26 protein-coding genes and 1 pseudogene are annotated in these 25,136 nt (G+C 62.1%); 12 read left to right on the plus strand and 15 right to left on the minus strand.

The window, feature by feature from the left end; genetic code table 11:
• Positions 1-45: 45 nt before the first annotated feature.
• The 4 genes from E2K80_RS15725 to E2K80_RS15740 all read left to right on the plus strand — a co-directional run bounded on the left by E2K80_RS15725 (position 46) and on the right by E2K80_RS15740 (position 4,665).
• Positions 46-594 (plus strand): LysE family translocator, encoded by a 549-nt coding sequence (locus E2K80_RS15725; RefSeq protein WP_338014605.1) that lies wholly within the window; start codon positions 46-48, stop codon positions 592-594.
• Between the two features lie 185 nt (positions 595-779).
• A complete protein-coding gene (locus E2K80_RS15730; RefSeq protein WP_135375853.1) occupies positions 780-2,642 on the plus strand; it encodes an ABC transporter ATP-binding protein in 1,863 nt (620 codons plus the stop codon).
• Entirely contained in the window at positions 2,639-3,880 is a 1,242-nt protein-coding gene (locus E2K80_RS15735) for a class I SAM-dependent RNA methyltransferase (RefSeq protein WP_135375854.1), read from the plus strand. Before E2K80_RS15730 ends, E2K80_RS15735 begins: the two co-directional genes overlap by 4 nt.
• The gene (locus E2K80_RS15740; RefSeq protein WP_135375855.1) at positions 3,877-4,665 is read left to right on the plus strand and encodes an ion transporter; all 789 of its coding nucleotides are present in this window, start codon (positions 3,877-3,879) and stop codon (positions 4,663-4,665) included. The genes E2K80_RS15735 and E2K80_RS15740 overlap by 4 nt, the downstream gene beginning before the upstream one ends.
• Before the next feature lie 24 nt (positions 4,666-4,689).
• Here the strand turns inward: E2K80_RS15740 and E2K80_RS15745 are convergent, their stop codons facing one another.
• The 7 genes from E2K80_RS15745 to E2K80_RS15775 all read right to left on the minus strand — a co-directional run bounded on the left by E2K80_RS15745 (position 4,690) and on the right by E2K80_RS15775 (position 10,419).
• The gene (locus E2K80_RS15745) at positions 4,690-5,088 is read right to left on the minus strand and encodes a VOC family protein (RefSeq protein WP_135375856.1); all 399 of its coding nucleotides are present in this window, start codon (positions 5,086-5,088) and stop codon (positions 4,690-4,692) included.
• 106 nt (positions 5,089-5,194) lie between these two features.
• The gene (gene dxs / locus E2K80_RS15750; RefSeq protein ID WP_135375857.1) at positions 5,195-7,120 is read right to left on the minus strand and encodes a 1-deoxy-D-xylulose-5-phosphate synthase; all 1,926 of its coding nucleotides are present in this window, start codon (positions 7,118-7,120) and stop codon (positions 5,195-5,197) included.
• Positions 7,121-7,149: 29 nt separating this feature from the next.
• Complete coding sequence (locus tag E2K80_RS15755) at positions 7,150-7,956, minus strand: polyprenyl synthetase family protein (RefSeq protein WP_135376652.1); 807 nt, start codon at positions 7,954-7,956, stop codon at positions 7,150-7,152.
• 60 nt (positions 7,957-8,016) lie between these two features.
• Positions 8,017-8,262: an exodeoxyribonuclease VII small subunit gene (locus E2K80_RS15760; RefSeq protein ID WP_135375858.1), complete on the minus strand. Its 246-nt coding sequence runs from the start codon at positions 8,260-8,262 to the stop codon at positions 8,017-8,019.
• Positions 8,259-9,194, minus strand: a complete 936-nt coding sequence (locus tag E2K80_RS15765) for a histone deacetylase family protein (RefSeq protein WP_135375859.1) — start codon at positions 9,192-9,194, stop codon at positions 8,259-8,261. The genes E2K80_RS15760 and E2K80_RS15765 overlap by 4 nt, the downstream gene beginning before the upstream one ends.
• Entirely contained in the window at positions 9,194-9,907 is a 714-nt protein-coding gene (locus tag E2K80_RS15770) for a response regulator (protein WP_135375860.1), read from the minus strand. Before E2K80_RS15770 ends, E2K80_RS15765 begins: the two co-directional genes overlap by 1 nt.
• Positions 9,904-10,419 (minus strand): MarR family winged helix-turn-helix transcriptional regulator, encoded by a 516-nt coding sequence (locus tag E2K80_RS15775; protein WP_135375861.1) that lies wholly within the window; start codon positions 10,417-10,419, stop codon positions 9,904-9,906. The genes E2K80_RS15770 and E2K80_RS15775 overlap by 4 nt, the downstream gene beginning before the upstream one ends.
• 190 nt (positions 10,420-10,609) lie before the next feature.
• On the opposite strand from E2K80_RS15775, the gene E2K80_RS15780 reads away from it, so the two are divergent.
• Complete coding sequence (locus E2K80_RS15780; protein WP_135375862.1) at positions 10,610-11,479, plus strand: branched-chain amino acid aminotransferase; 870 nt, start codon at positions 10,610-10,612, stop codon at positions 11,477-11,479.
• Here E2K80_RS15780 and E2K80_RS15785 read toward each other — a convergent pair.
• Complete coding sequence (locus E2K80_RS15785; RefSeq protein WP_210405398.1) at positions 11,476-11,841, minus strand: hypothetical protein; 366 nt, start codon at positions 11,839-11,841, stop codon at positions 11,476-11,478. The genes E2K80_RS15780 and E2K80_RS15785 overlap by 4 nt on opposite strands.
• A gap of 97 nt (positions 11,842-11,938) precedes the next feature.
• On the minus strand, positions 11,939-12,223 hold the full coding sequence (locus E2K80_RS15790) for a hypothetical protein (protein WP_135375863.1): 285 nt from the start codon (positions 12,221-12,223) through the stop codon (positions 11,939-11,941).
• A 154-nt stretch (positions 12,224-12,377) separates the two neighbouring features.
• On the opposite strand from E2K80_RS15790, the gene E2K80_RS15795 reads away from it, so the two are divergent.
• Positions 12,378-12,719 (plus strand): DUF2794 domain-containing protein, encoded by a 342-nt coding sequence (locus tag E2K80_RS15795; RefSeq protein ID WP_135375864.1) that lies wholly within the window; start codon positions 12,378-12,380, stop codon positions 12,717-12,719.
• Positions 12,720-12,964: 245 nt separating this feature from the next.
• On the opposite strand, the gene E2K80_RS15800 is transcribed toward E2K80_RS15795, so the two are convergent.
• The 3 genes and pseudogenes from E2K80_RS15800 to E2K80_RS15810 form a co-directional block, all read right to left on the minus strand.
• A complete protein-coding gene (locus E2K80_RS15800) occupies positions 12,965-13,804 on the minus strand; it encodes a C40 family peptidase (protein WP_135375865.1) in 840 nt (279 codons plus the stop codon).
• A pseudogene (locus tag E2K80_RS15805) lies at positions 13,801-15,185 on the minus strand (leucyl aminopeptidase family protein). Before E2K80_RS15805 ends, E2K80_RS15800 begins: the two are co-directional and overlap by 4 nt.
• A 160-nt stretch (positions 15,186-15,345) precedes the next feature.
• Positions 15,346-15,729 carry a hypothetical protein gene (locus E2K80_RS15810; protein WP_135375866.1) on the minus strand — a complete coding sequence of 128 codons (384 nt, stop codon included), beginning with the start codon at positions 15,727-15,729 and terminating at the stop codon, positions 15,346-15,348.
• A gap of 140 nt (positions 15,730-15,869) precedes the next feature.
• Between E2K80_RS15810 and E2K80_RS15815 the strand changes: the two genes are divergently transcribed.
• The 3 genes from E2K80_RS15815 to E2K80_RS15825 all read left to right on the plus strand — a co-directional run bounded on the left by E2K80_RS15815 (position 15,870) and on the right by E2K80_RS15825 (position 17,901).
• The gene (locus E2K80_RS15815) at positions 15,870-16,520 is read left to right on the plus strand and encodes a carbonic anhydrase (RefSeq protein ID WP_135375867.1); all 651 of its coding nucleotides are present in this window, start codon (positions 15,870-15,872) and stop codon (positions 16,518-16,520) included.
• 80 nt (positions 16,521-16,600) lie between these two features.
• Positions 16,601-17,584 (plus strand): sodium-dependent bicarbonate transport family permease, encoded by a 984-nt coding sequence (locus E2K80_RS15820; RefSeq protein WP_135375868.1) that lies wholly within the window; start codon positions 16,601-16,603, stop codon positions 17,582-17,584.
• Positions 17,585-17,589: 5 nt separating this feature from the next.
• Complete coding sequence (locus E2K80_RS15825) at positions 17,590-17,901, plus strand: P-II family nitrogen regulator (protein WP_135375869.1); 312 nt, start codon at positions 17,590-17,592, stop codon at positions 17,899-17,901.
• Between the two features lie 294 nt (positions 17,902-18,195).
• Here E2K80_RS15825 and E2K80_RS15830 read toward each other — a convergent pair whose 3' ends face one another.
• Complete coding sequence (locus E2K80_RS15830; RefSeq protein ID WP_135375870.1) at positions 18,196-19,107, minus strand: helix-turn-helix domain-containing protein; 912 nt, start codon at positions 19,105-19,107, stop codon at positions 18,196-18,198.
• Between the two features lie 298 nt (positions 19,108-19,405).
• On the opposite strand from E2K80_RS15830, the gene E2K80_RS15835 reads away from it, so the two are divergent.
• The 3 genes from E2K80_RS15835 to E2K80_RS15845 are packed head-to-tail and all read left to right on the plus strand — an operon-like array spanning position 19,406 to position 23,542.
• A complete protein-coding gene (locus E2K80_RS15835; RefSeq protein WP_238475563.1) occupies positions 19,406-20,086 on the plus strand; it encodes an ABC transporter ATP-binding protein in 681 nt (226 codons plus the stop codon).
• Complete coding sequence (locus E2K80_RS15840; protein ID WP_135375871.1) at positions 20,083-22,491, plus strand: ABC transporter permease; 2,409 nt, start codon at positions 20,083-20,085, stop codon at positions 22,489-22,491. Before E2K80_RS15835 ends, E2K80_RS15840 begins: the two co-directional genes overlap by 4 nt.
• Complete coding sequence (locus tag E2K80_RS15845) at positions 22,481-23,542, plus strand: lipocalin-like domain-containing protein (protein WP_135375872.1); 1,062 nt, start codon at positions 22,481-22,483, stop codon at positions 23,540-23,542. Before E2K80_RS15840 ends, E2K80_RS15845 begins: the two co-directional genes overlap by 11 nt.
• A 116-nt stretch (positions 23,543-23,658) precedes the next feature.
• Here E2K80_RS15845 and E2K80_RS15850 read toward each other — a convergent pair whose 3' ends face one another.
• Entirely contained in the window at positions 23,659-24,810 is a 1,152-nt protein-coding gene (locus tag E2K80_RS15850; RefSeq protein WP_135375873.1) for an alpha/beta hydrolase, read from the minus strand.
• A complete protein-coding gene (locus E2K80_RS15855; protein WP_135375874.1) occupies positions 24,804-25,136 on the minus strand; it encodes a hypothetical protein in 333 nt (110 codons plus the stop codon). The genes E2K80_RS15850 and E2K80_RS15855 overlap by 7 nt, the downstream gene beginning before the upstream one ends.

Genomic DNA, 25,136 nt, shown 5'->3' on the forward strand with positions numbered 1-25,136 from the left:
GGAGGCCGATCACTGGACCCGCTTTACACCTTTGTCTTTTTCGGGCTGTTCACGCCGGGGCCGAATGTGATTTTGCTGACTGCATCCGGCGCCCGTTTCGGGTTTCGCCCGACAATGCCGCATATTCTGGGTGTGGTGGTCGGGGTTGGTATCACGGCGGGCCTGACCGGGCTGGGTATCGGCACGCTTCTGATATCCCGCCCGGGTCTGGAACTTGGCCTCAAACTGGCGGCCTCGGCCTGGATTTTACGGATGGCATGGCAGCTTTGGCGCTCAGGCGCGGCACCGGATGCGCAGTCTCATCGGGGGCGGCCCTTCACCTTTCTGGAGGCGGTGCTGTTTCAATGGATCAACCCCAAGATCTGGGCCATCGCACTGGCGGCCGCAGCAATCCATGGCGCCGATCTGGGGCCCGTGGAGGAGGCGCGGCGGCTGGCTCTGGCGTTTTCCGGTCTCAATCTGTTTGTCTGCCTGTTCTGGACCGCTGCCGGGGCGGCGCTGGCCTATCTGTTGTCGCGCCCCGGCGCATGGCGAATTTTTGCGCGTTTCATGGCCATTGGGCTTGCTGTCTCTGCGCTCATGGTTTTTCTTTAGCCACGGCATTATATCCCGCGTCTTACCCCGCTGTTCCGCCCATTGACCGGCATCACGCCATATGCCGGTGCCCTGAAAACCTGATCGGTTCCCATGCATCCTCCTTCGAAGGCCCGTTCCTTATATCTTCGCCTCTCTGCCTGTGGCGGGGAGATGGCCCTTGGGCGCAGGCCCGGGGTGGCGCAATGATCGGGCGCCTTCAGCCGGTTCTTGCCTGGCTTGGGGCGCGGATCGACGGGTTCGCTCCGGCCGACAGCGCGCCGCCGCAGACCCTCTGGGCCTTCACCCGCTGGTGTCTGAAAGGCGCCTGGCCGGTGATCGGGCTTGCGACGCTGGCCTCGGCCCTGGCCGGCACGATGGAGGTGTTCAGCGCGCTGTTGCTGGGCATGATCATTGACAGAACCGTGGAAAGCGGCGCGCTGCTGACCTATTTCAGCGATAACTGGGCGCTGATTCTGGGCTATGTCGGGTTTTTCCTGCTGTTCAGGCCGGTCATTTTCGGGGCCAGCGCGGCGTTCAATGGCATCATCATTCCGCCGAATATCTACCCGCTGGTGCAAAGCCGGTTGCATCGCTGGTCGCTTGGCCATGCGATCAGCTTTTTCGACAATGATTTCGCCGGGCGCATCGCCCAGAAACAGATGCAGACGGCGAGGGCCATGACCACGGTGGTGGCCGAGGTGATCAATGCGATTGCCTTTGCGCTGGCCTCCCTTGTGGGTTCGGTTCTGATGCTCAGCTTCATCGACTGGCGCATCGCGCTGGTCCTGCTGATCTGGCTGGGGCTTTATTTCTGGATGATCGCCTGGTTTCTGCCGCGAATACGCAAACGGGCCGCGGCACGGGCCGGGGCGCGGGCCATGGTGACGGGCCAGGTTGTGGACACGATCACCAATATCAAGACCGTCAAGCTGTTCGGGCACACCCGCCATGAAGATACGGCCGCGATCCGGGCGATGGAGGTATTGCGCGACCGGTCGCTGGAGTTCGGCTATCTCTCCACCGGGTTCCGGCTGGCACTGATGACTGTTGCGGGGCTGCTGCCGGTGTTGTTGATCCTGGGCGCCGTATTGCTGTGGCGTCAGGGCATTGCCAGCCCGGGTGATATTGCGGCAACCGGCGCGGTTGCCATGCGCATCTCGCAGATGACCGGATGGGTCAGTTTTACGCTGATGGGCATTTACAGCAATATCGGCGAGATCGAGAACGGGATGCATACGCTGACCCCGCCGCATAGCCTGACCGACCATGACAATGCGCTGGAGCTTGAACGGGCAAAGGGCCAGATCAGTTTCGACACTGTCAGCTTTGCCTATGGGCGTCAGGCGGGCGGGATTTCGGGGCTGAGCCTGGCGGTGGAACCCGGTGAGAAACTGGGGATTGTGGGGGCGTCGGGTGCCGGGAAATCAACCTTGGTGGCGCTGCTTTTAAGGCTCTATGATGCGGAACAGGGTCGCATTTTGCTGGATGGTTCCGACGTGCGGGATCTGACGCAGGACAGTCTGCGCCGTCAGATCGGGATGGTCACCCAGGAAACAGCGATGTTCAACCGCTCGGCCCGCGACAATATCCTCTATGGTCGCCCCGGCGCCAGTGAGGCGGATATGCTGTCGGCTGCGCGCCGGGCCGAAGCCGACAGTTTCATCACCGGTCTGGAGGATCACACGGGCCGCACAGGTTATGATGCCCATCTGGGCGAACGTGGCGTGACCCTGTCAGGCGGGCAACGCCAGCGGATCGCCCTGGCCCGTGCCTTTCTGAAAGACGCGCCGGTGCTGGTGCTGGATGAGGCGACCAGCGCTTTGGACAGCGAGGTCGAGGCGGCGATTCAGACCACGCTGGCCGATGTGATGGAGGGGAAAACCGTGATCGCCATTGCCCATCGCCTGTCAACCATCGCCCGGATGGACCGGATCGTGGTGATGGATGAGGGCCGGATCGTCGAGGAGGGCACACATCAGGCGCTTCTGGCGCAGGACGGGCTTTATGCGCGCTACTGGAACCGGCAATCAGGCGGGTTCATCGGCACCCGTGAGGCGGCAGAGTGAGCCTGAAGATCGCGCGGCTGGGTCATCAGGGGGACGGGATTGCCCCCGGCCCGATCTTCGTGCCCCTGACACTGCCGGGCGAAGAGGTTGAGGGGGAGATTATCGGCGGACGGGTCGAGGATGCCCGCATTCTGACCCCATCGACCGACCGTATCAGCGCGCCCTGCCGACATTTCCGCAATTGCGGTGGCTGTTCTCTCCAACATGCGACTGATGCATTCCTTGAGGACTGGAAGCAGGATGTTCTGCGCATGGCCCTTGCCGGTCAGGGGCTGGAGGCCCCGTTTCGTCCCATCCATGTGTCGCCGTCCCGGTCCCGCCGTCGGGCAAGCCTGGCAGGGACGCGCACCAAAAAGGGCGCTCTGATTGGTTTTCATGCAAGAAAATCAGAGATGATTGTGCCGATAAGTGACTGTCTGGTGCTGCATCCGGAGCTGTTGGCCGCGCTGCCTGCGTTGCAGCAGATGACGCGATTGGGCGGGTCGCGCAGTGCGGTGCTCAGCTTTGCGCTGACCCGGTCCGAGGCCGGGCTTGATTGCATGGTCACGGGCGGCAAACCGCTTGATGCGGGTCTGCGCATGGCCCTGCCGCATTATGCGGATCACTTCGCGCGGCTGACCTGGGGCGATGAAACGGTCTTTACCGTCTCACCCCCGGTCCAGCGTTTTGGCCCGGCTCAGGTCACACCCCCGCCCGGTGCGTTTTTACAGGCCACCGCCGAGGGGGAGGCGGCGCTGCTTGCCGCGGTGCAGGAGGTGGTTGGCGGGGCCGATGCCATCCTTGATCTGTTCGCGGGCTGCGGCACTTTCACATTGCCCCTGGCCCGCAACGGGGCTGTTCATGCGGTGGAAGGCGATGCGGGGATGATTGCCGCGCTTGATCACGGGCGGCGCCATGCCAGCGGGATCAAACCGGTGACCAGCGAAACCCGTGACCTGTTCCGCCGCCCGCTTTTGCCCGATGAGCTGCGCCGCTTTGATGCCGTCGTCATCGACCCGCCCCGCGCCGGGGCCGAGGCGCAGATGGCAGAGCTTGCCAAAGCGCAGGTGCCGCGCATCGCCATGGTGTCCTGCAATCCGGTGAGTTTTGCCCGCGATGCGAAAACCCTTGTCGATGCCGGGTATCATCTGAACTGGGTGCAGGTCGTGGACCAGTTTCGCTGGAGCCCCCATGTGGAGCTTGCCGCCAGCCTGACCCTGCCCCATATCGGGACGAAACCGGCGAAAGGGCAGGGATGACACGGCAAAAACTGGCACAATGGCTTGATACACCCCGGATACGGTTCGGGATCATCGGGGTGATCATCTTCAATGCGATCCTTCTGGGGATGGAGACATCGACCCCGCTGATGGCGCAGGCGGGCCCGGTGATCATGCTGCTCGACCGGGTTTGTCTGGGCATTTTTGTTGTCGAGCTTGTGCTGAAACTCTTTGCCCACCGGCTGAGCTTTTTCCGATCCGGCTGGAACATATTCGATTTTATCATTGTCGGCGTGGCGCTGGTGCCGGGCGCGCAAACCCTGTCGGTTCTGCGGGCGCTGCGCATTCTGCGGGTGCTGCGGGTGATCTCTGTCGCGCCGCGCCTGCGCCGCGTGGTTGAGGGGTTCGTGACCGCCCTGCCGGGCATGGGCAGTGTGTTTCTGCTGATGGCGATCATTTTCTATATCGGTGCCGTGATGGCGACAAAGCTGTTCGGAGACAGCTTTCCGCAATGGTTCGGGACGCTTGGCCAGTCGCTGTATTCGCTGTTCCAGATCATGACGCTGGAAAGCTGGTCGATGGGGATCGTGCGGCCGGTGCTGGAGGTTTACCCCTATGCCTGGGTGTTCTTTGTGCCCTTCATCATGGTGACCACCTTTGCGGTGGTGAACCTGCTGGTCGGTCTGATCGTGAATTCGATGCAGGATGCCCATGCGGAAGAAAGCAACGCCGCGACAGATGCCTATCGTGACGAGGTTCTGATCCGCCTGAAGGCGATTGAGGATCGGCTGCAAGGGCGTGATGAGACCGATCAGCCGGAGTAAGGCCCCATTCGGATCAGTGTATTATCAATCCAGCACCGACTGAATTTCGATCTGATAGCCTTCGGGGTCGTTGAAGGCAAAGGCGCGAATGCCCAGATCGGTATTGCTCCATGTCGGGATCAACCCGTCCACGCCATGGCTTTCGATCCAGTCGAACCAGGCGTCAACATCGGGCACGCGGATGCAGATCTGTACCGGTTTCTGATCTGATGCGCGTTGCATGCCCCGGCTTTCATCGACCAGCCCCACATGAGCCTGCCCTGCAATCCGGTAGATTTTGCACCAGCCCTGATCAATCGCCAGTTCCAGCCCCAGAACGGTTTCATAAAACGCCATGGCGCGGGGCAGATCGCGGAAATAGATGAAGGTGATCGCCAGCTCGGCAGCCCCGTCCGGGCGCGAAACAGTGGCAGGGTCAGTCATGTCAGAACTCTCCAATACAGTGATTGGGGGGACGGTACAGATGCGGCCCGGGCTGTCAATGACCGGGCCTCTGTCGCGTGGCTGCGGGATGTGTGGTCTCGCTGCCTCAGGCGCGTTTGCCGATCACATCGACACCCAGGGTTTGCAGCACCTTCGCCTCGATATCGCCTGCATTCATCGCGGCCACGGCATACATGTCATGCGGGCTGGCCTGATCAATGAAGATATCCGGCAGCACCATCGAGCGGTATTTGAAACCGGTATCAAACACGCCCTGTTCGGCCAGAAGCTGCGCCACATGGGAGCCGAAACCGCCAATCGCGCCTTCCTCGATGGTGATCAGCGCCTCGTGATGGCGGGCCAGTTGCAGGATCAGCGTCTCATCCAGCGGTTTGGCAAACCGCGCATCGGCGATGGTGGGTGTGATGCCCCGGGCTGCCAGCGCTTCGGCCGCGTCCTGAACCTCTTTCAGCCGCGTTCCGAAAGACAGAATGGCCACCCGGTTGCCCTCGGCAATCATCCGGCCCTTGCCGATTTCAAGCATGTCGCCCCGGGCGGGCATCTCGACCCCCACGCCTTCCCCACGGGGGAAGCGGAAGGCCGAGGGCGCATCTTCAATCGCGCGGGCGGTGGCCACCATATGTATCAGCTCCGCCTCATCGGCGGCGGCCATCACGATAAACCCGGGCAGGTTGGACAGATAGGCGACATCATAGCTGCCCGCATGGGTCGCGCCATCGGCCCCCACCAGACCGGCGCGGTCAATGGCAAAGCGCACCGGCAGGCGTTGCAGCGCCACGTCATGCACAACCTGGTCATAGCCCCGTTGCAGGAAGGTGGAATAGAGCGCGCAGAACGGTTTCAACCCGCCCGCCGCCATCCCGGCAGAGAAGGTGACCGCATGCTGTTCGGCAATGCCCACATCGAAACAGCGGTTCGGGAACCGTTCGGCAAAAAGGTTCAGCCCGGTGCCATCGGGCATTGCGGCGGTCACCGCGGTGATCAGCGGGTCGTCCTCCGCCTCGGCAATCAGGGTCTGGGCAAAGACCTTTGTATAGGACGGCGCGTTTGACGGGGCTTTGGTCTGTTCCCCGGTCACCACATCGAATTTCGCCGTGGCATGGCCCTTGTCGGCGCGGCCTTCGGCATGGTGGTAGCCTTTGCCCTTCTCGGTGATCGTATGGATCAGGATCGGCCCGTCGGCCCGCGCCTTGACCGTGCGCAGAACCGCCAGAACCTGCTCCATATCATGGCCATCAATCGGCCCGACATAAGAGAACCCAAGCTCTTCAAACAGGGTGCCGCCCACGGTGGCGGATTTCAGCAATTCCTTGGCCCGGCGCGCACCTTCCTGCAACGGTTCCGGCAAAAGCGAGACCGCACCCTTGGCCGCCGCTTTCAGCTCCTGAAACGGGGCGCCGGCATACAGACGGGACAGGTAGGAAGACATCGCGCCGGTGGGGGGGGCGATGCTCATCTCATTGTCGTTCAGAATGACGATCAGGCGTTTGCCCAGATGGCCCGCATTGTTCATCGCCTCATAGGCCATGCCCGCAGACAGGGCGCCGTCGCCGATCACCGCGATTGCATCGCCCAGCCCATGTTCCGGCGTGCCGCCCAGATCACGGGCCACCGCAAAGCCGAGCGCGGCAGAGATCGAGGTGGAGCTATGGGCCGCGCCAAACGGGTCATAAGCGCTTTCCGAGCGTTTGGTGAACCCGCTGATCCCGTCTTTCTGGCGCAGGCTCAACATCCGGTCGCGGCGACCGGTGAGTATCTTGTGGGGGTAGCATTGATGGCTGACATCCCAGATCAGCCGGTCGCGGGGCGTGTCAAACACCGCGTGGATTGCGACGGTCAGTTCAACCACGCCCAGCCCGGCCCCCAGATGCCCGCCGGTCTTGCTGACCGTGGCGATCGTGTCGGCGCGCAGTTCCTCTGCCAGTTGCCGCAATTCCGCATCCGACATCGGTTTCAGATCGGCGGGGCTGTTCACCCGGTCCAGTAGCGGGGTCTGGGGCTGGCTGGTCATAGTCTGGCCTTCTCCCTTCAGGGGCACACTCACATATCCCGGGCGATAATATAGCGGGCCAGCGCCTTCAAGCTCTGCGCTTTCCCGCCATAGGGCTGCAACGCGGTTTCGGCCTCTGCCACCAGATCGGCGGCGCGGGTTCTGGCGCCGTCCAGACCCAGCAGGGATACAAAGGTCGCCTTTCCGGCCCGGGCATCCTTTTGCAGCCGTTTGCCCGCTTTCACCGCATCGCCTTCGATATCCAAAATGTCGTCGGCGATCTGGAAAGCAAGGCCGATGGCCTGCGCGTAACGCCGCAGGGGGGCAGGGTCGGCACGGCCCAGAATGGCCCCGGCCCCGGCTGACCAGGTGATCAGCGCGCCGGTCTTGTTGCCCTGCAAGGTGGTGATGCCCTCAAGCGTCAGCGGCTGGTCTGCGGTTTCCGCCGCGATATCCTGGGTCTGGCCCAGCACCATGCCATTGGCACCGGCGGCCCGCGCCAGGGTTGCCATCAGGGCAAGCCTTTGCCCCTCATCCCCCGCGGCCGGATCGGCCAGCAGATCAAAGGCAAAGCTGTGCAGGGCATCGCCCGCCAGAACCGCCATCGCCTCATCCCATTTCACATGCACCGTCGGCTGGCCGCGCCTGAGATCATCGTCATCCATGCAGGGCAGATCATCATGGACCAGACTATAGGCATGCAGGCATTCCACCGCGCCCGCCGCATAAAGCGCCTGCGGGGCGGGCACATCAAACAGCGCTGCGGCCTCAAGCGTCAGAAACCCGCGCAGGCGTTTGCCGCCATGGGTGGCATAGCGCATGGCCTGAGCCAGCGGCCCCTCGCCAAGCGATGCCATCTGATCTGTCAGAAAGTGCCCGATCCCGGTCCGGGCCTCGCCAAGCGCCTGTTGAAACACTTACAGCCCGTCGGCAGGCGTGGTTCCCGTGGCCTGCCCATCCGCATCCAGCGTGATCTGGGCCACTTTCTCTTCGGCCTCTTTCAGCTTGGCCTCGCAGCGGGCTTTCAGGGCGGCGCCGCGTTCATAAAGTGCAATGGAGGCCTCCAGCGCCACATCGCCCCGGTCCAGCGCGGTCACCACGGTTTCAAGCTCGCGAATGGCGTCTTCAAAGCTCATCTCGTCAATCGGTTTTGGCTCGCTCATCCGTTTTGCTCCATCAACACCGCCACATGGGTCGCGACCGAGGCCGCGAGCGCAGGAAGATCATAGCCGCCTTCCAGAGTCGAGACCACGCGCCCGTCGCAATGCGCCGCCGCAAAGACGCAGATTTCGCGGGTGATCCAGGCGAAATCCTCTGTCTCCCAGTTCAGATTGGCCAGCGGGTCGGCGCGGTGGGCATCAAACCCGGCGGATATCAGCACAAGTTCAGGGGCGAAGCGCGCCAGCGCCGGCAGCATCCGGTCCTGCACAATCTGCCGCATCTGGGGGCCGCCTGTCCCCGGGCCAAGGGGCAGGTTCACAACATTGTCAGACCCGCCCCGTTCCGAAGGCGCGCCGCTGCCGGGGTAAAGCGGCATCTGGTGAGAGGAGATGAACAGCGCCCGCGGTTCCTCCCACAGCAGGTCTTGCGTGCCATTGCCATGATGCACGTCGAAATCGACCACGGCCACGCGTTTGAGGCCATGACGGTCCAGCGCGTGTTTCGCGGCAATCGCGATATTGCCGAACAGGCAGAACCCCATCGGGCGGCTGCCTTCCGCGTGATGCCCCGGCGGGCGGGTGGCGACAAAGGCGTTTCGGACTGCGCCTGACAGAACCTGATCAACCGCATGAAGACAGCCGCCAACGCCTTTCAGCGCAGCCTCCCACGAGCCGGGAGAGAGGGATGTATCCGCATCCAGCGCAGCAAGCCCGGCCTTGGGGATCGCGCCCCGGATCGCGGCAATATGGTCAGGCGGATGGGCCAGACGCAGGTCGGCCTCTGCCGCCATCGGGGCCTCACCTCGGATCAGCGCGGCAAATTCCGGCGCGGCAAGCGCCTCTGAAATCGCGGCCAGGCGGGCAATCTGTTCCGGGTGGCCCGGTGGCATTTCATGGGTCAGCCCGGCAGGGTTTTCGACCAGAAGGGTCGCCATCAATCGGGCACCAGCATATAGCCCGCGCCGCGCACGGTTTGCAGGTAACGTGGCTGTTTCGGGTCCGCCTCGATCTTGCGGCGCAGGCGCGTGATCTGCACATCGACCGCGCGCTCCTGGGCCTGAACGGCACCGCCTGATTTGTCGCGGCCCAGATCCTCGACCAGTTGCGCGCGGCTGACAGGTTCATGGGGGCAGGCCGAAAAAATCCGCATCAGCGCCGCCTCGGTCGCGGTCAGGCGCACATTGTCCTGCCCCTGCCACATCTCGCCCCGGTCCAGATCATAGCGGATACAGCCCAGATTAAGGACTTTCGGGGCCTCCCGCAGTTCCGCGACAACAGGCACCCGGCGCAGAATCGCATTGATCCGCAGCAGCAGTTCTTTCGGCTCGAACGGTTTTGAAAGATAGTCGTCGGCCCCGGCCTCAAACCCTTCGATCCGGTCGCTGGCCTCGCCCTTGGCGGTGAGCAGCAGGATCGGTGTGGTGAGGGTTTCACGAATGACCCTGGTCAGGCTGAGCCCGTCCTCGCCGGGCATCATCACATCCAGCACGATCAGATCAAATTCCAGCCCGGATAACAGCCGCCTTGCATGGGCCGCGTCGCGGGCGATACTGGTCAGAAATCCGTGGCGGATCAGAAATTTCTGGAGCAATCCGCGAATCCGCTCATCATCATCCACGATCAGCAGATGGGCATCGGCTTCGATCATGGCGTATGCTCCGTTGTGGTTTGGTAATGGCGGCGCAAATCCGGGTCCATCATCTGTTCCAGCACCATGCGGAACCCGGTCACCGCCTCGGGCCCCGCCGCGCGATAGGCGGCGCGCATCCGGTTGCGCTGCGCATCCGACAGGTCCCGTTCCAGTGCTGTGCCCGTCTCGGTCAGGAACAGATTCCGTTCGCGTTTGTCCCGCGTGCCGATCCGGCTTTCCACCAACCCATCCTCCACAAGGGCGCGCAGCACCCGGTTCAAAGACTGCTTGGTGACGCCGAGAATGTCGAGAAGGTTGTTCACCGTTGTGCCGGGGCTGCGATGGATGAAGTGGATCGCCCGGTGATGGGCACGGCCATAGGCATAGTTCTGCAAAATCCGATCCGGGTCTGCAGTAAAGCCGCGATAGGCGAAAAACATCGCCTCGATCCCCCGGCGCAACTGTTCATCGGTCAGAAACAGCAGGCTTTCGCCGCTGATCAGGGCGTTGGCTGTTCCGCGATCGGCCATGGTGACATCCCTTCTGCCGCACCTATACAGGGCTTTGGCTCAGTTTATGTCAGCCTTATTGACTTTCCAAGAATCAATTGATAGCGATTGCACGGTTTTGCGCAATATTATGTCCGGTGCGGCCCTATATTGCGCAACAAATATAAAAGTTGGCAATCTGAAAGCCACAAGACGATGAAGGATGGGAAAGATGGGTGAACGTTACGATACCCGTGATGGTGCAATCTGGATGGACGGCAAGCTGGTGCCTTGGCGTGACGCCAATGTGCATATTCTGACCCATGCCCTGCATTACGCCTCATCCGTGTTCGAGGGGGAGCGCGCCTATAACGGCAGGATCTTCGAAAGCCGGAAACATACGGAGCGGTTGCTGGCCTCGGGCCGGATGCTGGATGTTGATATCCCCTGGACCGTTGATGAGATCGAAGCGGCAAAATATGAAGTGATGAAAGCCAACGGGCTGACCGATGCCTATGTGCGGGCGGTGGCCTGGCGGGCGTCGGGCGAGGATATGGGCGTCGCCTCACAACGCAACCCGGTGCGCCTGGCGGTCGCGGCCTGGGAATGGGGGGCTTATTACGGCGATGCCAAAATGAAAGGCGCCAGGCTGGACATCTCGAAATGGAAGCGCCCAAGCCCTGAAACGATCCCCTGTCACGCCAAGGCTTCCGGGCTTTACATGATCTGCACCATGTCGAAACACGCGGCCGAGGCGAAGGGGTGTTCCGACGCGATGATGTTCGATTACCGCGGCTATGTGGCCGAGGCGACCGGGGCGAATATCTTCTTCGTCAAGGATGGGGAGGTGCATACCCCCGACCCCGATTGCTTTCTGAACGGGATCACCCGGCAGACCGTGATCGGCATGCTGAAAGAGCGCCAGGTGAAGGTGCATGAACGCCATATCATGCCCGAGGAACTGGAAAGCTTCGAACAATGCTGGCTGACCGGCACCGCCGCCGAGGTCACACCGGTGGGGCAGATCGGCAACTATAATTTCGAGGTCGGAGCCCTGACCCGGGATATCGCCGAAGGGTATGAGGTGAAGGTGCGGGCCTAATCGGTTCGATTCTTCATGGTGGTCCAGGCCGCAAATGCGCGCCGGTCCTTTATGCGCGTGGATTGGAAGCTTCTGATCGCGAGCTCTGCCGTGTCGATGGCGGTGTCGACATCGGTCTTTGTGAAGCGCGCGTGCGGGTCATAATCAGCCGAATGGCGCTTTTCCTGTAGCGTCTTGAACTGGCTTGAAAAATCCTCAATTTCTTTGGGGAATTTCGCAATGACCTGCTGATTGGCGCATTGGCGTTTTGCATATGTGTGCTCCACGGCCCGGTAGGCCTGCCGCCAAGCCGGAGCACTGCGGGCAGAATTTGTTCCGCCAATCAGGCAATCCGCGCAGTTTCTGCACAAGGCATGGAACATGGCATAATATGCTGTGCTGACTGCACGCTTGAGGTCTGATTGCCTCGGCCGCCGCGAAGATCTGGACCGCGCCATGCGACGGGCTGTCTTGATCAGATCAAGCGGCAGCACCGGAAAACTCGTCCAGGGTCAGGAAACTGATCATCGGAAAACGTTTCTCATGCAATGCCTGCAAGGGTTCACGCAGATGACGGACCAGCCCCATAACCTTTTTAGGGTCAAGCCGATCACCCTCAACCTCGAAAATAACCTCAACCCTGAGAATTGGCTCATCATCGTGATCCACGTCATCTGAGACTGTCACATCAACAATGCGTGCAGGGTCAAGCTGTTCAGCAACAACTCTACGGATTACCTCAGAGATTTCGTGTCCGTCATGCATCGTTCTTAATCCCTTACCAACAATATATAGGAAATTGTGAACACTGTGTGAATCCCCTATCTGTCTCAAGTATTGGGGCCGCTCTGTTCGACTTTCATACACGGTCTTTTGCACAACGCTTGCTTTGCCCCGCAAGCCGCGCCAAGCTTGGCCAATGGTCGTGCAGCTACAGCCCCAAAGCCCTGAGCGTATTCCCGAAAAGGTTGCGTTTGACCGCAAGGAGCTTGCGGTGATCCTCACCCTCTATGGTCAAATGGTGGCCGCAGGCGAGTGGCGGGATTACGGGATTTCCCTGCTGAGTGATGTGGCGATTTTCTCGATCTTCCGGCGCAGTGCGGAACATCCGATCTACCGGGTGGAGAAACGGCCCAGGCTGGCGCTGCGGCAGGGGCAGTATTCGGTCATCGGTATGGATGGCCGTATTCTGAAACGCGGGCATGACCTGAAATCTGTGCTGCGGGTGTTGGAACGCAAACTGATCCGTGCGGTTGAGTAGGGCAGAAATCGTTTATTCTGCACTATCGCTTATCGAAATTCGCGTTCGAGACCAGAAGCTTGCTGGTCGAGAGGCAGTGAATTTTAATTCAGACTGAACGATTTCTGCTTTAGAGACAGGTGCAAAACCGCGCGGGATGGAAAACTCCAGTTTTCCATACGGAATTCTGGAGAATTCCACGATCAGGCTTTGCTGCAACGCCTGCGGTGCTGTCGGGAGATTGGCGACAGGCGGGGTGCCGTAATTCAGGTCACCTCAACCCGTCGCCGTCCTGTGATCGGCCCATCACCTGCCAGTTCAATCCGCGCGGCGGCATCTTTCAGCGGTTCATAGGCCACGGCCATGTGATGCGCATTTGCATGCAGCAGCATCCGTTCATTCGCCATGATCCCCACATGGCCTTTCCAGAACACCAGATCGCCCCGTTGCAGGGGTTCCCCATGTTGCAATTCGCGGCCCAGGGCCATCTGCTGCTGATCGCTGTCGCGGGGGCAGGGCAGGCCGCAGGCCAGAAACGCGGTCTGCACCAGGCCGGAACAGTCGATGCCCCATCGGCTGGTGCCGCCCCAAAGATAGGGCGTGCCAAGGAACAGATCGGCCACCCCAACCGGGTCGCCGAAACGTGCCTTGATCGGTTGCAGGTGAGAGCTTGGGATGAAATGGCCCGTATGGATGCGCAGGAATGTCTCGCGCTCGGCCCGTACCCGCACGCGGGAGCCGAAAAAGACCGACACTTCCGGCGGCGCCTTGAAATCCGCCTGCGGGTATAAATGCGTGGCCGGGGCCACAACCCAGTGGGTGGCCTCTTCCGGTTCGGTCAGCGCGCCGGTGGTGATATAGCCCACGTAATTGTCACGTTCCGACTGACCAAAGGCATGTCCGTCTTTCGCCTCAAGCACCAGAAACCGCTCTCCGAAAACCAGTTGGCTGATCCGGTTGCCTTTCGGCGTATCGGTCATGTTTGCCATCGGTTGCTGCACCATGGTCCAGCGGCCCTGCACGAAGCGTTCCGCTTCGATCTTGCCTTGCAGGGACACATGGGCGACACGCCCGTTGCCTGGGGTCATCCTTGGGTCGTCACTCATAGGCCCAATACCTCGGTTAAGGCTTCAAACAGGCTGCGGGCACCCTGACCCGCGCCGCCTTTCGGGCGGGCGGGGGCCGCCGCCGGTTGCCACCCATAAATGTCGAAATGGGCATAGCGCGGCGTGTCGGCGACGAAGCGGCGCAGGAACAGCGCGGCGGTGATCGACCCGGCAAACCCGCCTTTGGGCGCATTGTCCAGATCGGCGATACCCGGTTCGATCATCGTCTCGTAAGGTGTGTGGAAGGGCATCCGCCAGACCGGGTCGGCGATCTGCGCCGCAGCTTTTGACAGGGTTGCGGCCAGGGCATCATCATCGGTGTAAAAGGGCGCAAGATCCGGCCCCACCGCCACCCGCGCCGCGCCGGTCAGCGTCGCCATCGAGATCATCAGATCGGGCGGCGTTTCACTGGCCAGGGCCAGCGCATCGGCCAGCACCAGCCGCCCCTCTGCATCGGTGTTGTTGATCTCAACCGTCAGCCCGTTCCGCGCAGTCAGGATATCGCCGGGGCGAAAGGCATTGCCCGCCACATTGTTTTCCACCGCCGGGACCAGAACCCGAAGCCGCAGGGGCATATCACTGGCCATGATCATCTGTGCCAGGCCCAATACGGTTGCGGCCCCGCCCATATCCTTCTTCATCAGGCCCATGGAGGCGCCGGGTTTCAGGTTCAGCCCGCCAGTATCGAAACACACGCCCTTGCCCACAAGCGTCAGCATCGGGCCATGGCTTCCCCAACTCATATCCAGCAGGCGGGGCGCGCGGGTCGCGGCGCGGCCAACCGCGTGGATCATCGGCAGGTTGGCCGCGATCAGGGCGTCGCCTTCGGTGGTCTCCATACTGGCGCCATAGCGTTCGGCCAGCCCCGCCATGGCAGTGGCCAGCGCGTCCGGCCCCATATCTGCCGCCGGGGTGTTGATCAGATCACGGGTCAGATATTCTGCCGCCGCGATTCGTTCCAGCCGGGGGCATCACATCCTTCTGGAGCGACCAGTTGCGCCTTGCTGTCTGCTTGCGTGCGATAGCGATCAAACCGGTAGCGGGAGAGCAGATATCCAAGGGCAATCTCGTGACCCAGAGCGCCTTGGGGCATATTTTCAATGTGATATGTGCCAGCGGGCAGCCCGGCAATGGCGGCGCCCGTGGCAAATCTTTTCCGGGCGCGTTCCTGCGCTGACCCAAGACCGATCAGGACGATGGCGGGCGCACCATGGGCATCTGCAAGACTGACCGCGCGCCCGGCTTTCGGGGTGAATCCCAGATGTTCGGCCCAGGCCCGTTGCGCCACTGTCAGGTCTGACAGGGCTTCTGCAAAATCCTCCGGGTCAATCAGGCGGATCGGGATCGTATCGGGGGCGTCTTCAGCAAATCGGGCGGACATAGAGCACTTTCCTAGGGTTGCGTCACCCTATAGCGTTTCGACGTGATGTTGAAACGCCTTTCGCGGCCTTTCGTCTTCGGCTTAAACGCGTTTTCGATACCGTCTGTTTCAGGTTAAACCCGAAAAGCTATAGCGTGCCCGATTTGTGCTGCAAGCCCCCTCAGCCCGACAAATCCTCCAGATCCCAGATCGCAAGAATGGATCGTTCCCCCACACGCTGCAACCGGGCGAGAGTTGCGGCCAGCGCGACCGGGTCCTGTTTTGCCCGGCTCAGCTCTGCATCGCGGGCCACACGTGCCAGGCTGGCCATCCCGATTTTATCTGAGGCCGCAATCAATTGTGACAGGGGTCGCGCCAGGGCACGGTCAGACGAGGTGCCGTCCAGCGGTTCGATTTCTTCAAGCAGTATGCCGATGGTGGCCAGGGCCTCGGCCACCTCGGATTCGGCCTGCACTTCCCCCAGTTCGGCGCATAATTGTTCCAACCTGTCGGGGTTGAATCGCGCAGATTCCTCCACCCGCAAAACGGTTACGGATTGCTCCATTACTCACTCCACTTCCGCCCCCACGGTGCTGGAAACCTCGCCCGGGCTGCTGAAGAAACCATTGAGGCGCGGTTGAAAAACATCTCGAAATTGCACCGAATCCGCATTAGTTGGGAAGCCCCAAAACAGAAAGATCAGATATGCATCGTGTCAAAGCCCTGCCCGACTATTTGATGACCCGCTATAAAGGCTGGAAAGGCACGACATTTGTCGAAAATCGTGACTGGTTTCGGCGGCTGGCCGAAGAGGGGCAACATCCGCGCGCGATGGCGATTGCCTGCTGTGACAGCCGGGTGGCGGTTACCTCGGTCTTCGGTCAGCAGATCGGAGAGATTTTCGTGCATCGCAACATCGCCAATCTGGTGCCGCCCTTTACCCCGGATGGTGAACATCATGGGACGGCGGCGGCAGTGGAATTTGCGGTGAAGGTGCTGAAGGTTCAACATATTCTGGTGCTTGGCCATTCCAATTGCGGCGGGGTCAGGGGCTGTATTGATATGTGTTCCGGCACCGCGCCGGAGCTTGAGAAACAGGAAAGTTTCATCGGTCGCTGGCTGGATGTGTTGCGCGTCGGCTATGACCGCACCCGCGATATCACCGACCCTGCCGCGCGCCAGACCGCGCTGGAAAAGGAAGGGGTTCAGGTCTCGCTGGAGAACCTGTTGAGCTATCCGTTTGTGGCCAAAGCCGTCGAAGAGGACAGATTGAGCCTGCATGGCCTGTGGGTCGAACTGGCCGAGGGCGATCTGGAAGTGTTTGACGGCACCGTCCGCCGGTTCGTGAAAAGCTAGGGCAAAAATTGTTTCAACATTAAGCCGAAACGCTATAGGCCTGCGTAAACCTTGATAAAATTGGCGGTAAAGGCGGGTTTATGGGCGGAATACTGACACTGGCCGCAGACAATCTGATCTCCCCGATCATCCTGTTCTTCGCATTGGGCATGGCCGCAGCCTTTGCCCGGTCTGATCTGTCGGTGCCCGAGGCTGTGGCCAAGGGCATGTCGCTCTATCTGTTGTTTGCCATCGGGTTCAAGGGCGGGGCCAGTGTGGCCACCCACGGGCTGGATGCAACGCTGGTCCTGTCGCTGTTTGCGGGTGCGATATTGTCTTTTGTCATTCCATTTTTGGCCTTTGGGATGCTGCGCATGATGACCGGGCTTGGCGTGACCGATGCGGCCGCGGTTGCGGGGCATTACGGGTCCATCTCGATCGTGACCTTTGTCGCTGCAAGTTCGGTGATCACCAGTATCGGGCTGACCAGCGAGGGATATATGGTTGCCGTCGCCGCGATGATGGAGGCGCCCGCAATCCTTTCAGCCCTGTGGCTGATTGCGCGGTTTGGCAAGGCGGGCCAGGGGGGGATGACGCCGGGGCTGATCCGCGAGATTCTGCTGAACGGGTCGATTGTGCTGCTGATCGGGTCTTTCCTGATCGGGCTGATCACCGGGCAGGAGGGGCTGGACCTGATCGCCAGTTTCATCGTTGCGCCGTTTCAGGGGGTATTGTGCCTGTTCCTGCTGGATATGGGTCTGGTCGCGGGCCGGGGCTTGCGGCAGGCCAAGGGGGTTCTGCGCCTGCCGCTGTTTCTGTTCGGCATGCTGATGCCGCTGATCGGCAGCATGTTCGGGCTGGCCGCCGGGTTGCTGATCGGCCTTTCGACGGGCGGTGTGCTGCTGTTCATGACATTGTCGGCATCGGCCTCTTACATCGCAGTGCCGGCCGCCATGCGCGTGGCCCTGCCCGAGGCGAACCCATCGATTTATCTGACCCTGTCGCTTGGGGTGACGTTTCCGTTTAACCTGACCATCGGCATCCCGATCTATCTGGCGATTGCCCGTGCTGTGACCGGAGGTTGACCATCATGCAGACCCACAAGGCCAAACGTGTGGAAATCGCCATTGAATCGGTGATGGAAAGCCGATTATCCGACGTGCTGATTGAGGCCGGTGTGACCGGGTTCACGATTTTGCCGGTCAATGGCGGTTCGGGCCGGTCGGGCCGGTGGAGCCGTGAGGGTCAGGTCAGCCGCGCGGGCGGGATGGTCAGCTTTGTCTGCATCATCCGGCCTGAAAAGCTTGATGACCTGCTGGAAGCCGCCTTCAGCGTGGTTGAACGCCATATCGGTGTTGTCAGCGTGGTCGATTGCGAGGTGCTGCGCGCCGAGCGGTTCTGAGACTATAGCAACATCGTTTTATGATGCACCATCGCGCATCGAAGGTGGGGTTATAGATCAGTAGCTTGCTGCCTCGGAGGCAGTGAATTTCGATTCAGATTAAATGCCAAAACATGACCAAAAGAGCCGTTTAATGCAACAGTCCCGATGAGAGAGCTTGTGTCTCTGAGATTGATGGAATCCTTGGTCGGATCGAAGCGGTTGATCACAGAGTGAATATACGGAATTCCCGTATGCGTCAATCAGAGTCCACACCTGTGAGCGATGCGCCAATGACGCTCAATAAACCATGAATCAAGGATACCCGTTCAATTTTGGGCCCGAAACCGCCTGTTTGCGATAGGCCGAGGGTGTCATGCCTTCCGCCGCCTTGAAGCTGCGCGACAGATGCGCCTGATCGGCAAACCCCGTGGCCAGGGCAATCGCCCCAAGGGACAGGCCCGGGCGGCGCAGCTGCGTTTTCGCCACCTCCAGACGGCGCTGCATGACCAAGGCCTGGGGCGTGACACCGGCGCTTTGCTTGACGGCCCGGCCCAGGGCGGAATCTGACATGCCAAGATGCTGGGCCATATCGGGCGTGCGCAGCGTCTGGTGAATGCGTCCGTCGATATATTCAAGAAGACGCGCATATTGTTGCGATGTCAGGCCACCGGTCTCGGCAACCGGGGCGCCATCGGTGATCAGATAGCGCCGCGCAAGGGTGACCAGAAACACCCGGGCCAGCGCCTCAAACAGCACCGGCTGACCCAGACCCGGCTCTGCCAGCGCGGTCTTCATTTGCAGGGCCCAGTTGTGCAGTTCCGTATCCGTCAGCACCCCGCCATCATCGATATGCGACCCGATGGCCAGAATGCGCAAATCCCCCCGCACGAAAGACTGTATCCGGTCCGGATCAACCCGGATCATCAGCAGGCTGACCGGCCCATGCCAGTCACAACTGAAATCGGCACCGGCCGGGGCGGCGATCAGCCCGCCCGGGGGCAGATGCACCCGGTTGCGTTGCCCGGCACGGTGAAACACGCCCCGCGCCGGTTCAGATTGCAGCGGGATCAGCAGGCAATGATCCGGCAGGCGCACCGGTTCAAGCGGCCCTGCCTCAAGTTCAAAATAATCGGCCCGCAGCAGTGGCGCGGCCCCGGCCACAGGCAAACGGGCAGAGCTGAGCGCGGCCTGCATATACCAGGCCTGTGTATTCTGAACGCCCATCCTCACCTCAATTCAGACCGAACGGCTCAGCTTACATAAGGTCAATCGGCGGGGGCACAACCATCCGGGGAGCCAGACAAAAATGCTGCTGTCAGCCCCTGACGTCCCGGGTTGCGGAACCGTGCTGTCCGAGGGTTCTCACCCATCCGGTATGCTTGAAAGAAAGCCCGCTGCACGCCGGAGATCGCGCCTTGTCACAGCCTCGCCCACACCCGGAACCGAAAGCCGCGGCTTTCGATTCAATCCATCTGCAAAATGCTCTAGCTTAGTCAGGATACCCTGTTCCGAGAGGCCACCAGTGCTGACTGTCATCGACCTCCACAAAACCTTTGCGACCGAAGATGGGCCGCTGCCGGTGCTGAACGGTGTCTCTGTATCCATGGCCCCCGGCGACACCCTGGCGCTGACCGGGGAAAGCGGATCGGGCAAAAGCACGCTTTTGCATCTGATTGGCGGGCTGGATGCCGCCGATCAGGGGCAGATCCTCATCGACGGGACAGAACTGGCCGGTCTGGACGATGCGGGGCTGGCCCGGGTGCGGCGCGATGTGGTGGGTCTGATTTTCCAGCAATTCAACCTGATCCCGTCGCTGACCGTGGCGCAGAACCTTGCGTTTCAGGCGCGGCTTGCGGGCCGTCATGACGCCAGATGGACGGCAGAACTGGTTGAAAGGCTGGGCCTGTCGGCCTGTCTGGCGCGCTACCCTGAACAATTGTCCGGCGGGCAGCAGCAGCGGGTTGCGATCGGGCGCACGCTGGCCGCGCGGCCGCGCCTGGTTCTGGCCGATGAGCCTACGGGAAATCTGGATGAGACAACCGGCGACGCTGTGCTGGACCTTCTGCTGGACCTTGCCCGTGAAACCGGCACCGCCATTCTGATGGTGACCCATTCCACCCGTCTGGCCGCCCGTCTGGCGCGGCGTATTCATCTGACCAAGGGCCACCTGACAGAGGCAAAACCCGACCGGTCCGCCGAATGACCGGGCCTGCGCTGGGCACACTCCTGTCCCATTGGCGGCGGCATCCGGGGCAATGCCTGACCCTGATACTGGGGCTGGCCCTGGCCACCGCACTTTGGTCGGGGGTGCAGGCGATCAATGCCGAGGCCCGCGTCTCCTATGACCGGGCCGCCGCGGTTCTGGGCCAGAACCAGCTGGCCCGTCTGACCCGGCCCGATGGCACCGCGATCCCACTGGCCGATTATGTGGCCCTGCGCCGGGCCGGGTATCAGGTCTCGCCGGTGATCACGGCCGAGCTGCACAGCCCCGGCGCCCGTCTGCGCCTGCTGGGGCTGGACCCGCTGACCGCACCTGCACAAGCGCAGCCCCCGGCGCTGACCAGCGGCGCGGTCTCATTCGACGCTTTCCTTACACCCCCCGGTCGCCTGCTGATCGCGCCCGAAACCGCAGAGCGCCCGCTGCCCCCCGATCTGCCACCGCTGATCACCGTGAACGGCCTTGCCCCGGGCATGGCGCTGACCGATATCGCCACCGCCGCCCGGCTCAGCGATCAGTCTGATCCGTCTTATCTGCTGGTCGCCCCGGCACAGCCCGCTGGCCTGCCACCACTGGCCGGGGCCGCGCCGGGCCTGACCCTGTCAGCGCCGCAATCAGGCCCCGATCCGACCCGGCTGACCGACAGTTTCCACCTGAACCTCACCGCTTTCGGGCTGCTGGCCTTTGCGGTCGGGTTGTTCATCGTGCATGCCGCCATCGGTCTGGCGTTTGAACAGCGCCGCAGCAGTTTTCGCACCCTGCGTGCGCTTGGTCTGCCGCTTGGCCGGCTTGTGGCCCTGCTGATGCTGGAACTGACCGGGTTTGCCCTGATCTCGGGGCTGATTGGCATCGCCCTGGGCTATGCCATCGCCGCAGCCCTTCTGCCCGGCGTGGCAGGCACATTGCGAGGCCTCTACGGGGCCGAGATTTCGGGGCAATTGGCCTTTCAGCCCGCCTGGGCCGCCGCCGCCATGGGCATCGCCCTGATCGGCACGGTAGCGGCCTCGGCACAGGCATTGCTGCGTGTCGCACGCCTGCCGCTTCTGGCCCCGGCCCAGCCCCGCGCCTGGGCCATGGCATCGGGCCAGACCATGCGCGCACAATCCGGGATTGCCCTCGCGCTTTTCGCGGCGGCGGGGCTTCTTGCGCTTTTCGGCAGCGGGCTGGTCGCCGGGTTTGCCTGTCTGGCGGGCCTGATGATCGGGGCGGCGCTGGCACTGCCTTCGCTTCTGACCCTGCTGCTGCATCTCAGCACCCGGCTGGCGACCACAGCTTTCCGCGCATGGCTTCTGGCCGATACCAGGCAGCAGCTTCCCGGCCTGTCCATGGCCCTGATGGCGCTGCTGCTGGCGCTGGCCGCGAATATCGGTGTCTCGACCATGGTCGGCTCTTTCCGCGGCACCTTCATCGGCTGGCTGGATCAACGTCTGGCGTCCGAGCTTTACGTCACCGCCCGCACGCCGGAGGAGGCCGCAGCCCTTCGGACCGCCCTGGCCCCCGAGACCGATGCCATCCTGCCCATCATCTCAACCCCTGCCCGGCTTTATGATCGCCCCGGAGAGATTTATGGCATCGCCGATCATGCGACATATCGTGACAACTGGCCGCTTCTGTCCGCCATGCCTGATGTCTGGGCCGATATTGCCAGCGGGCGGGCCGCATTGATCAACGAACAACTGTCCCGGCGCGAGGGGCTGGGCATCGGCGACACCGTCACCCTGCGCCCGGGCTGGACCCTGCCTATCGCGGGCATCTATTCCGATTACGGCAACCCGGAAGGTCAGGCGATCATCGGGTTGGCACTTTTCACCGAAACCTTCCCCGATCTGCCACAGCTGCGCATGGCGATCCGCATCGCCCCTGACCGCGCCCCCGATCTGGCCGAGGCGATCCGGAGCCGGTTTGATCTGCCCGGCGGGAATGTGATCAATCAGGACCAGATCAAACAGGTCTCGCTGCGCATCTTTGAACAGACATTCCTGGTCACCGGCGCGCTGAATATCCTGACCCTCGGGGTGGCCGGGTTTGCGCTTCTGACCAGCCTTCTGACGCTGGCGGGCATGCGGCTGCCGCAGCTTGCGCCGGTCTGGGTGCTGGGCCAGACCCGCGCCACACTGGCCCGGGCCGAGTTTACCCGCACCGTGCTGTTGACGCTTCTGACCTTCGCATTGTCCATCCCCGTCGGTCTGGCCCTTGCCTGGGTTCTTCTGACGATCGTCAATGTGGAGGCCTTTGGCTGGCGCCTGCCGATGCGGCTTTTCCCCGGCGACTGGCTGCGCCTTGGGTTTTCTGCCTTGCTGGCCGGAATGCTGGCCGCCGCCTGGCCTGCCTGGCGTCTGGCCCGCATCGCACCGGGCACCCTTCTCAAGGTCTTTGCCGATGAACGGTAAAGCAGGCCTCCTTGTGCTGTGTCTGATGGCAGGCCCGGCTTTGTCGCAGGGTTTTGCGGGTCTGGGGAGCAATGCCGACGGCTTTGCCGCACCCGCCCCGAACCCGGTCTTCTCTTTTCCGGCGGATCACGGGTCCCACCCGGAATACCGCATCGAATGGTGGTATCTGACCGCCACTCTCTCTGACGCTGCCGGGCAGGAATATGGCATTCAATGGACGCTGTTCCGCTCTGGCCTCAGCCCGGAAGAGGCCAGCGGCTGGACCCCTGCCCAGCTTTGGATGGGCCATGCCGGCCTGACCACCGAAACCGCCCATTTCCATGCCGAGCGTCTGGCCCGTGGCGGCATCGGGCAGGCCGGTGTCACCGCCGCCCCGTTCGAGGCCTGGATCGACGATTGGGCGATGATGTCAACCGCATCGGAAGGCGCTGATGCCCTTTCAACCCTTGATCTGACCGCACGCGGGGCGGAGTTTTCCTATGATCTGGCGCTGGAGGCCACAGGCCCGCTGATCTTTCAGGGTGCGGGCGGCTATTCGGTGAAATCCGCCGATGGGCGATCCAGCTATTATTATTCGCAACCCTTTTACCAGGTGACCGGCACATTGACCCTGCCGGATGGCCCGGTGGAGGTGACCGGCAATGCCTGGCTGGACCGCGAATGGTCGTCCCAGCCCCTGTCTGCCGATCAGACCGGGTGGGACTGGTTTTCGATCCGGTTTGAAAGCGGCGCGCGGCTGATGGGGTTCGCCCTGCGTTCGGCCATCCGGCCCACCTATACATCCGCCACATGGATCGCCCCAGACGGCACAACCACCGCCTATCCCGATGGCGCGCTGGTGCTGACGCCCTTGCGGAACAGGGCGGTCGCGGGCCGGGACATGCCGACAGAATGGCGTGTGGAACTGGCTGACCGCGATGTCGATATCCGGACCACAGCACTGAACCCGCAAAGCTGGATGGGCACCAGCTTTCCCTATTGGGAAGGGCCGATCCGCGTCACCGGCAGCCATGAGGGGCGCGGATATCTGGAAATGACCGGGTATGAATAGAAGGTTCGGGTCAATTACAGCATGCTGCCTTACACCTGAGACATCACTCATCACAAATGTCCCGGGACCGCAAAGCGTGGCAGGGTATTTGTGATGCAAGTCTAAGGCAGGGTGGTTCAGGTCCCGCCTGAAACCATGGGCAGCGTCACCGCCAGAACCCAGGCCAGAAGAACACCAAGGCCCAGACCCATCCCCATGACCGACCCGGTCCGCCGCCCTACGCAGCCCCCCATCACCCCGAAGCTGAGATAGAAAACCCCGATCACCGGCAGAAGAATGATCAGAACGCCCATCCGCTCCGCATCCAGCGCAATCGTCCCCCATAGGGAGACCAGAAACACCAGCCGCGCCACCCAGAAGCGCCAAAGCCGCGCAGTTCCCCCCTGCAGCAAGGCCGCATCGGCCACCATCAACAGGCCCGCGCCCGGCAGAAGCGCACACAGGATTGGCAGACGCTCGGCATTGGGCCAGAAACTCAGCACATACCGGTCAAGCACACCGCCGAAAACAAGCAGCCCATAGGCGGCCAGGAACAGACCGATCCACCAACCTTGTTGTTTTGGCAAATCCCCCTCAACCGCAAGCCCGGCCAGCATCAAGGCCCCGTAAATCGCAAGATGCAGGGCCAGATAATCGACCCCCAGAACCGGGAAAACCCGTATCTCCACGAGGGAAAGGATCAAGGGTGTCAGGATCAATGGCACAAGGATCAGCGTCCAGAACGCCCCTGTCGGCACCTCGGGCACAGGCCGCCCCTCGGGCAGCACCCTTGCCAGCGGGATCCCCAACAGCACGATCCCCAGCAGCGTGAACAGAACAGGCCTGCCAAACGCCGCCACCTGGCTGCGATACTCCCGGTCGAAACTGGTATTCAGCCAGTCCCGCGCGGCCCCCATGCCCGTGCCGGAATACAAAACGCCTACATGTTCCGCCATCGGCGCAACAAACGCCCGGCGCGCCTGGCCATTGCCCGGCGCGCCCGAAGGCGCCCCCTCTTCTGCACCCTGTGCGGCCATAATCTGCTGTGTTCCGGCCTCCGATACGGCATCCCAGACACCGCTGATGATCAGCACATTCTCTGACAATTCTGCGGGGGTCATCTGTGAAACCGGGGATAGCAGGATGACGGCCGCCACACGATCATCGACCCGCGCCTGCCGCAGAACACCGGCAGACGCCATCGAGTGCCCCAGAAGCGCCACGCGCCCATCCGCGCCCGGCAGGGCCAAAGCCACATCCGTGATACGCCCGATGTCATCCATCAGCATCCGGGTCCCCGCATCCCCCCGATCATACCATCCGGCGATGGCAGAGGATTGCGCCCATGTCCGGCGAAATCGAAGCTGATGGTGATGTAACCCGCCCGCGCCAATGTCATCTGATAGGGCTGCATCATCTGCCGCGACCCGGCAAACCCATGGACAAGAACCACCACCGGCGCACGGGTCTGCGGCACCTGCATCACGGTGGCGGGCATCTGCCCGACCATGGTCTGACGGATCTCCAGCCCGGTGCGTGGCCGTTCCAGGTGAACCAGCCCCAGCCCGATACAGATCAGCATCAGCAATATCGAAAGGACATCACGAAAACTCAA

This window comes from Rhodophyticola sp. CCM32, assembly GCF_004751985.1.
In the GTDB taxonomy this organism is placed as follows: domain Bacteria; phylum Pseudomonadota; class Alphaproteobacteria; order Rhodobacterales; family Rhodobacteraceae; genus Rhodophyticola.

Coding starts and splice junctions, on each gene's coding strand:
- E2K80_RS15820 (WP_135375868.1), top strand. CDS start 16,601: ATGGGCGGAATACTGACACTGGCCGCAGACAATCTGATCTCCCCGATC.
- E2K80_RS15815 (WP_135375867.1), top strand. CDS start 15,870: ATGCATCGTGTCAAAGCCCTGCCCGACTATTTGATGACCCGCTATAAA.
- E2K80_RS15770 (WP_135375860.1), bottom strand. CDS start 9,907: ATGATCGAAGCCGATGCCCATCTGCTGATCGTGGATGATGATGAGCGG.
- E2K80_RS15775 (WP_135375861.1), bottom strand. CDS start 10,419: ATGGCCGATCGCGGAACAGCCAACGCCCTGATCAGCGGCGAAAGCCTG.
- E2K80_RS15800 (WP_135375865.1), bottom strand. CDS start 13,804: ATGAGTGACGACCCAAGGATGACCCCAGGCAACGGGCGTGTCGCCCAT.
- E2K80_RS15790 (WP_135375863.1), bottom strand. CDS start 12,223: ATGCATGACGGACACGAAATCTCTGAGGTAATCCGTAGAGTTGTTGCT.
- E2K80_RS15850 (WP_135375873.1), bottom strand. CDS start 24,810: ATGCTGATGGATGACATCGGGCGTATCACGGATGTGGCTTTGGCCCTG.
- E2K80_RS15740 (WP_135375855.1), top strand. CDS start 3,877: ATGACACGGCAAAAACTGGCACAATGGCTTGATACACCCCGGATACGG.
- E2K80_RS15810 (WP_135375866.1), bottom strand. CDS start 15,729: ATGGAGCAATCCGTAACCGTTTTGCGGGTGGAGGAATCTGCGCGATTC.
- E2K80_RS15845 (WP_135375872.1), top strand. CDS start 22,481: ATGAACGGTAAAGCAGGCCTCCTTGTGCTGTGTCTGATGGCAGGCCCG.
- E2K80_RS15840 (WP_135375871.1), top strand. CDS start 20,083: ATGACCGGGCCTGCGCTGGGCACACTCCTGTCCCATTGGCGGCGGCAT.
- E2K80_RS15745 (WP_135375856.1), bottom strand. CDS start 5,088: ATGACTGACCCTGCCACTGTTTCGCGCCCGGACGGGGCTGCCGAGCTG.
- E2K80_RS15765 (WP_135375859.1), bottom strand. CDS start 9,194: ATGGCGACCCTTCTGGTCGAAAACCCTGCCGGGCTGACCCATGAAATG.
- E2K80_RS15755 (WP_135376652.1), bottom strand. CDS start 7,956: ATGGCATCGCTTGGCGAGGGGCCGCTGGCTCAGGCCATGCGCTATGCC.
- E2K80_RS15795 (WP_135375864.1), top strand. CDS start 12,378: ATGGTCGTGCAGCTACAGCCCCAAAGCCCTGAGCGTATTCCCGAAAAG.
- E2K80_RS15780 (WP_135375862.1), top strand. CDS start 10,610: ATGGGTGAACGTTACGATACCCGTGATGGTGCAATCTGGATGGACGGC.
- E2K80_RS15730 (WP_135375853.1), top strand. CDS start 780: ATGATCGGGCGCCTTCAGCCGGTTCTTGCCTGGCTTGGGGCGCGGATC.
- E2K80_RS15825 (WP_135375869.1), top strand. CDS start 17,590: ATGCAGACCCACAAGGCCAAACGTGTGGAAATCGCCATTGAATCGGTG.
- E2K80_RS15785 (WP_210405398.1), bottom strand. CDS start 11,841: ATGTTCCATGCCTTGTGCAGAAACTGCGCGGATTGCCTGATTGGCGGA.
- E2K80_RS15830 (WP_135375870.1), bottom strand. CDS start 19,107: ATGGGCGTTCAGAATACACAGGCCTGGTATATGCAGGCCGCGCTCAGC.
- dxs (WP_135375857.1), bottom strand. CDS start 7,120: ATGACCAGCCAGCCCCAGACCCCGCTACTGGACCGGGTGAACAGCCCC.
- E2K80_RS15760 (WP_135375858.1), bottom strand. CDS start 8,262: ATGAGCGAGCCAAAACCGATTGACGAGATGAGCTTTGAAGACGCCATT.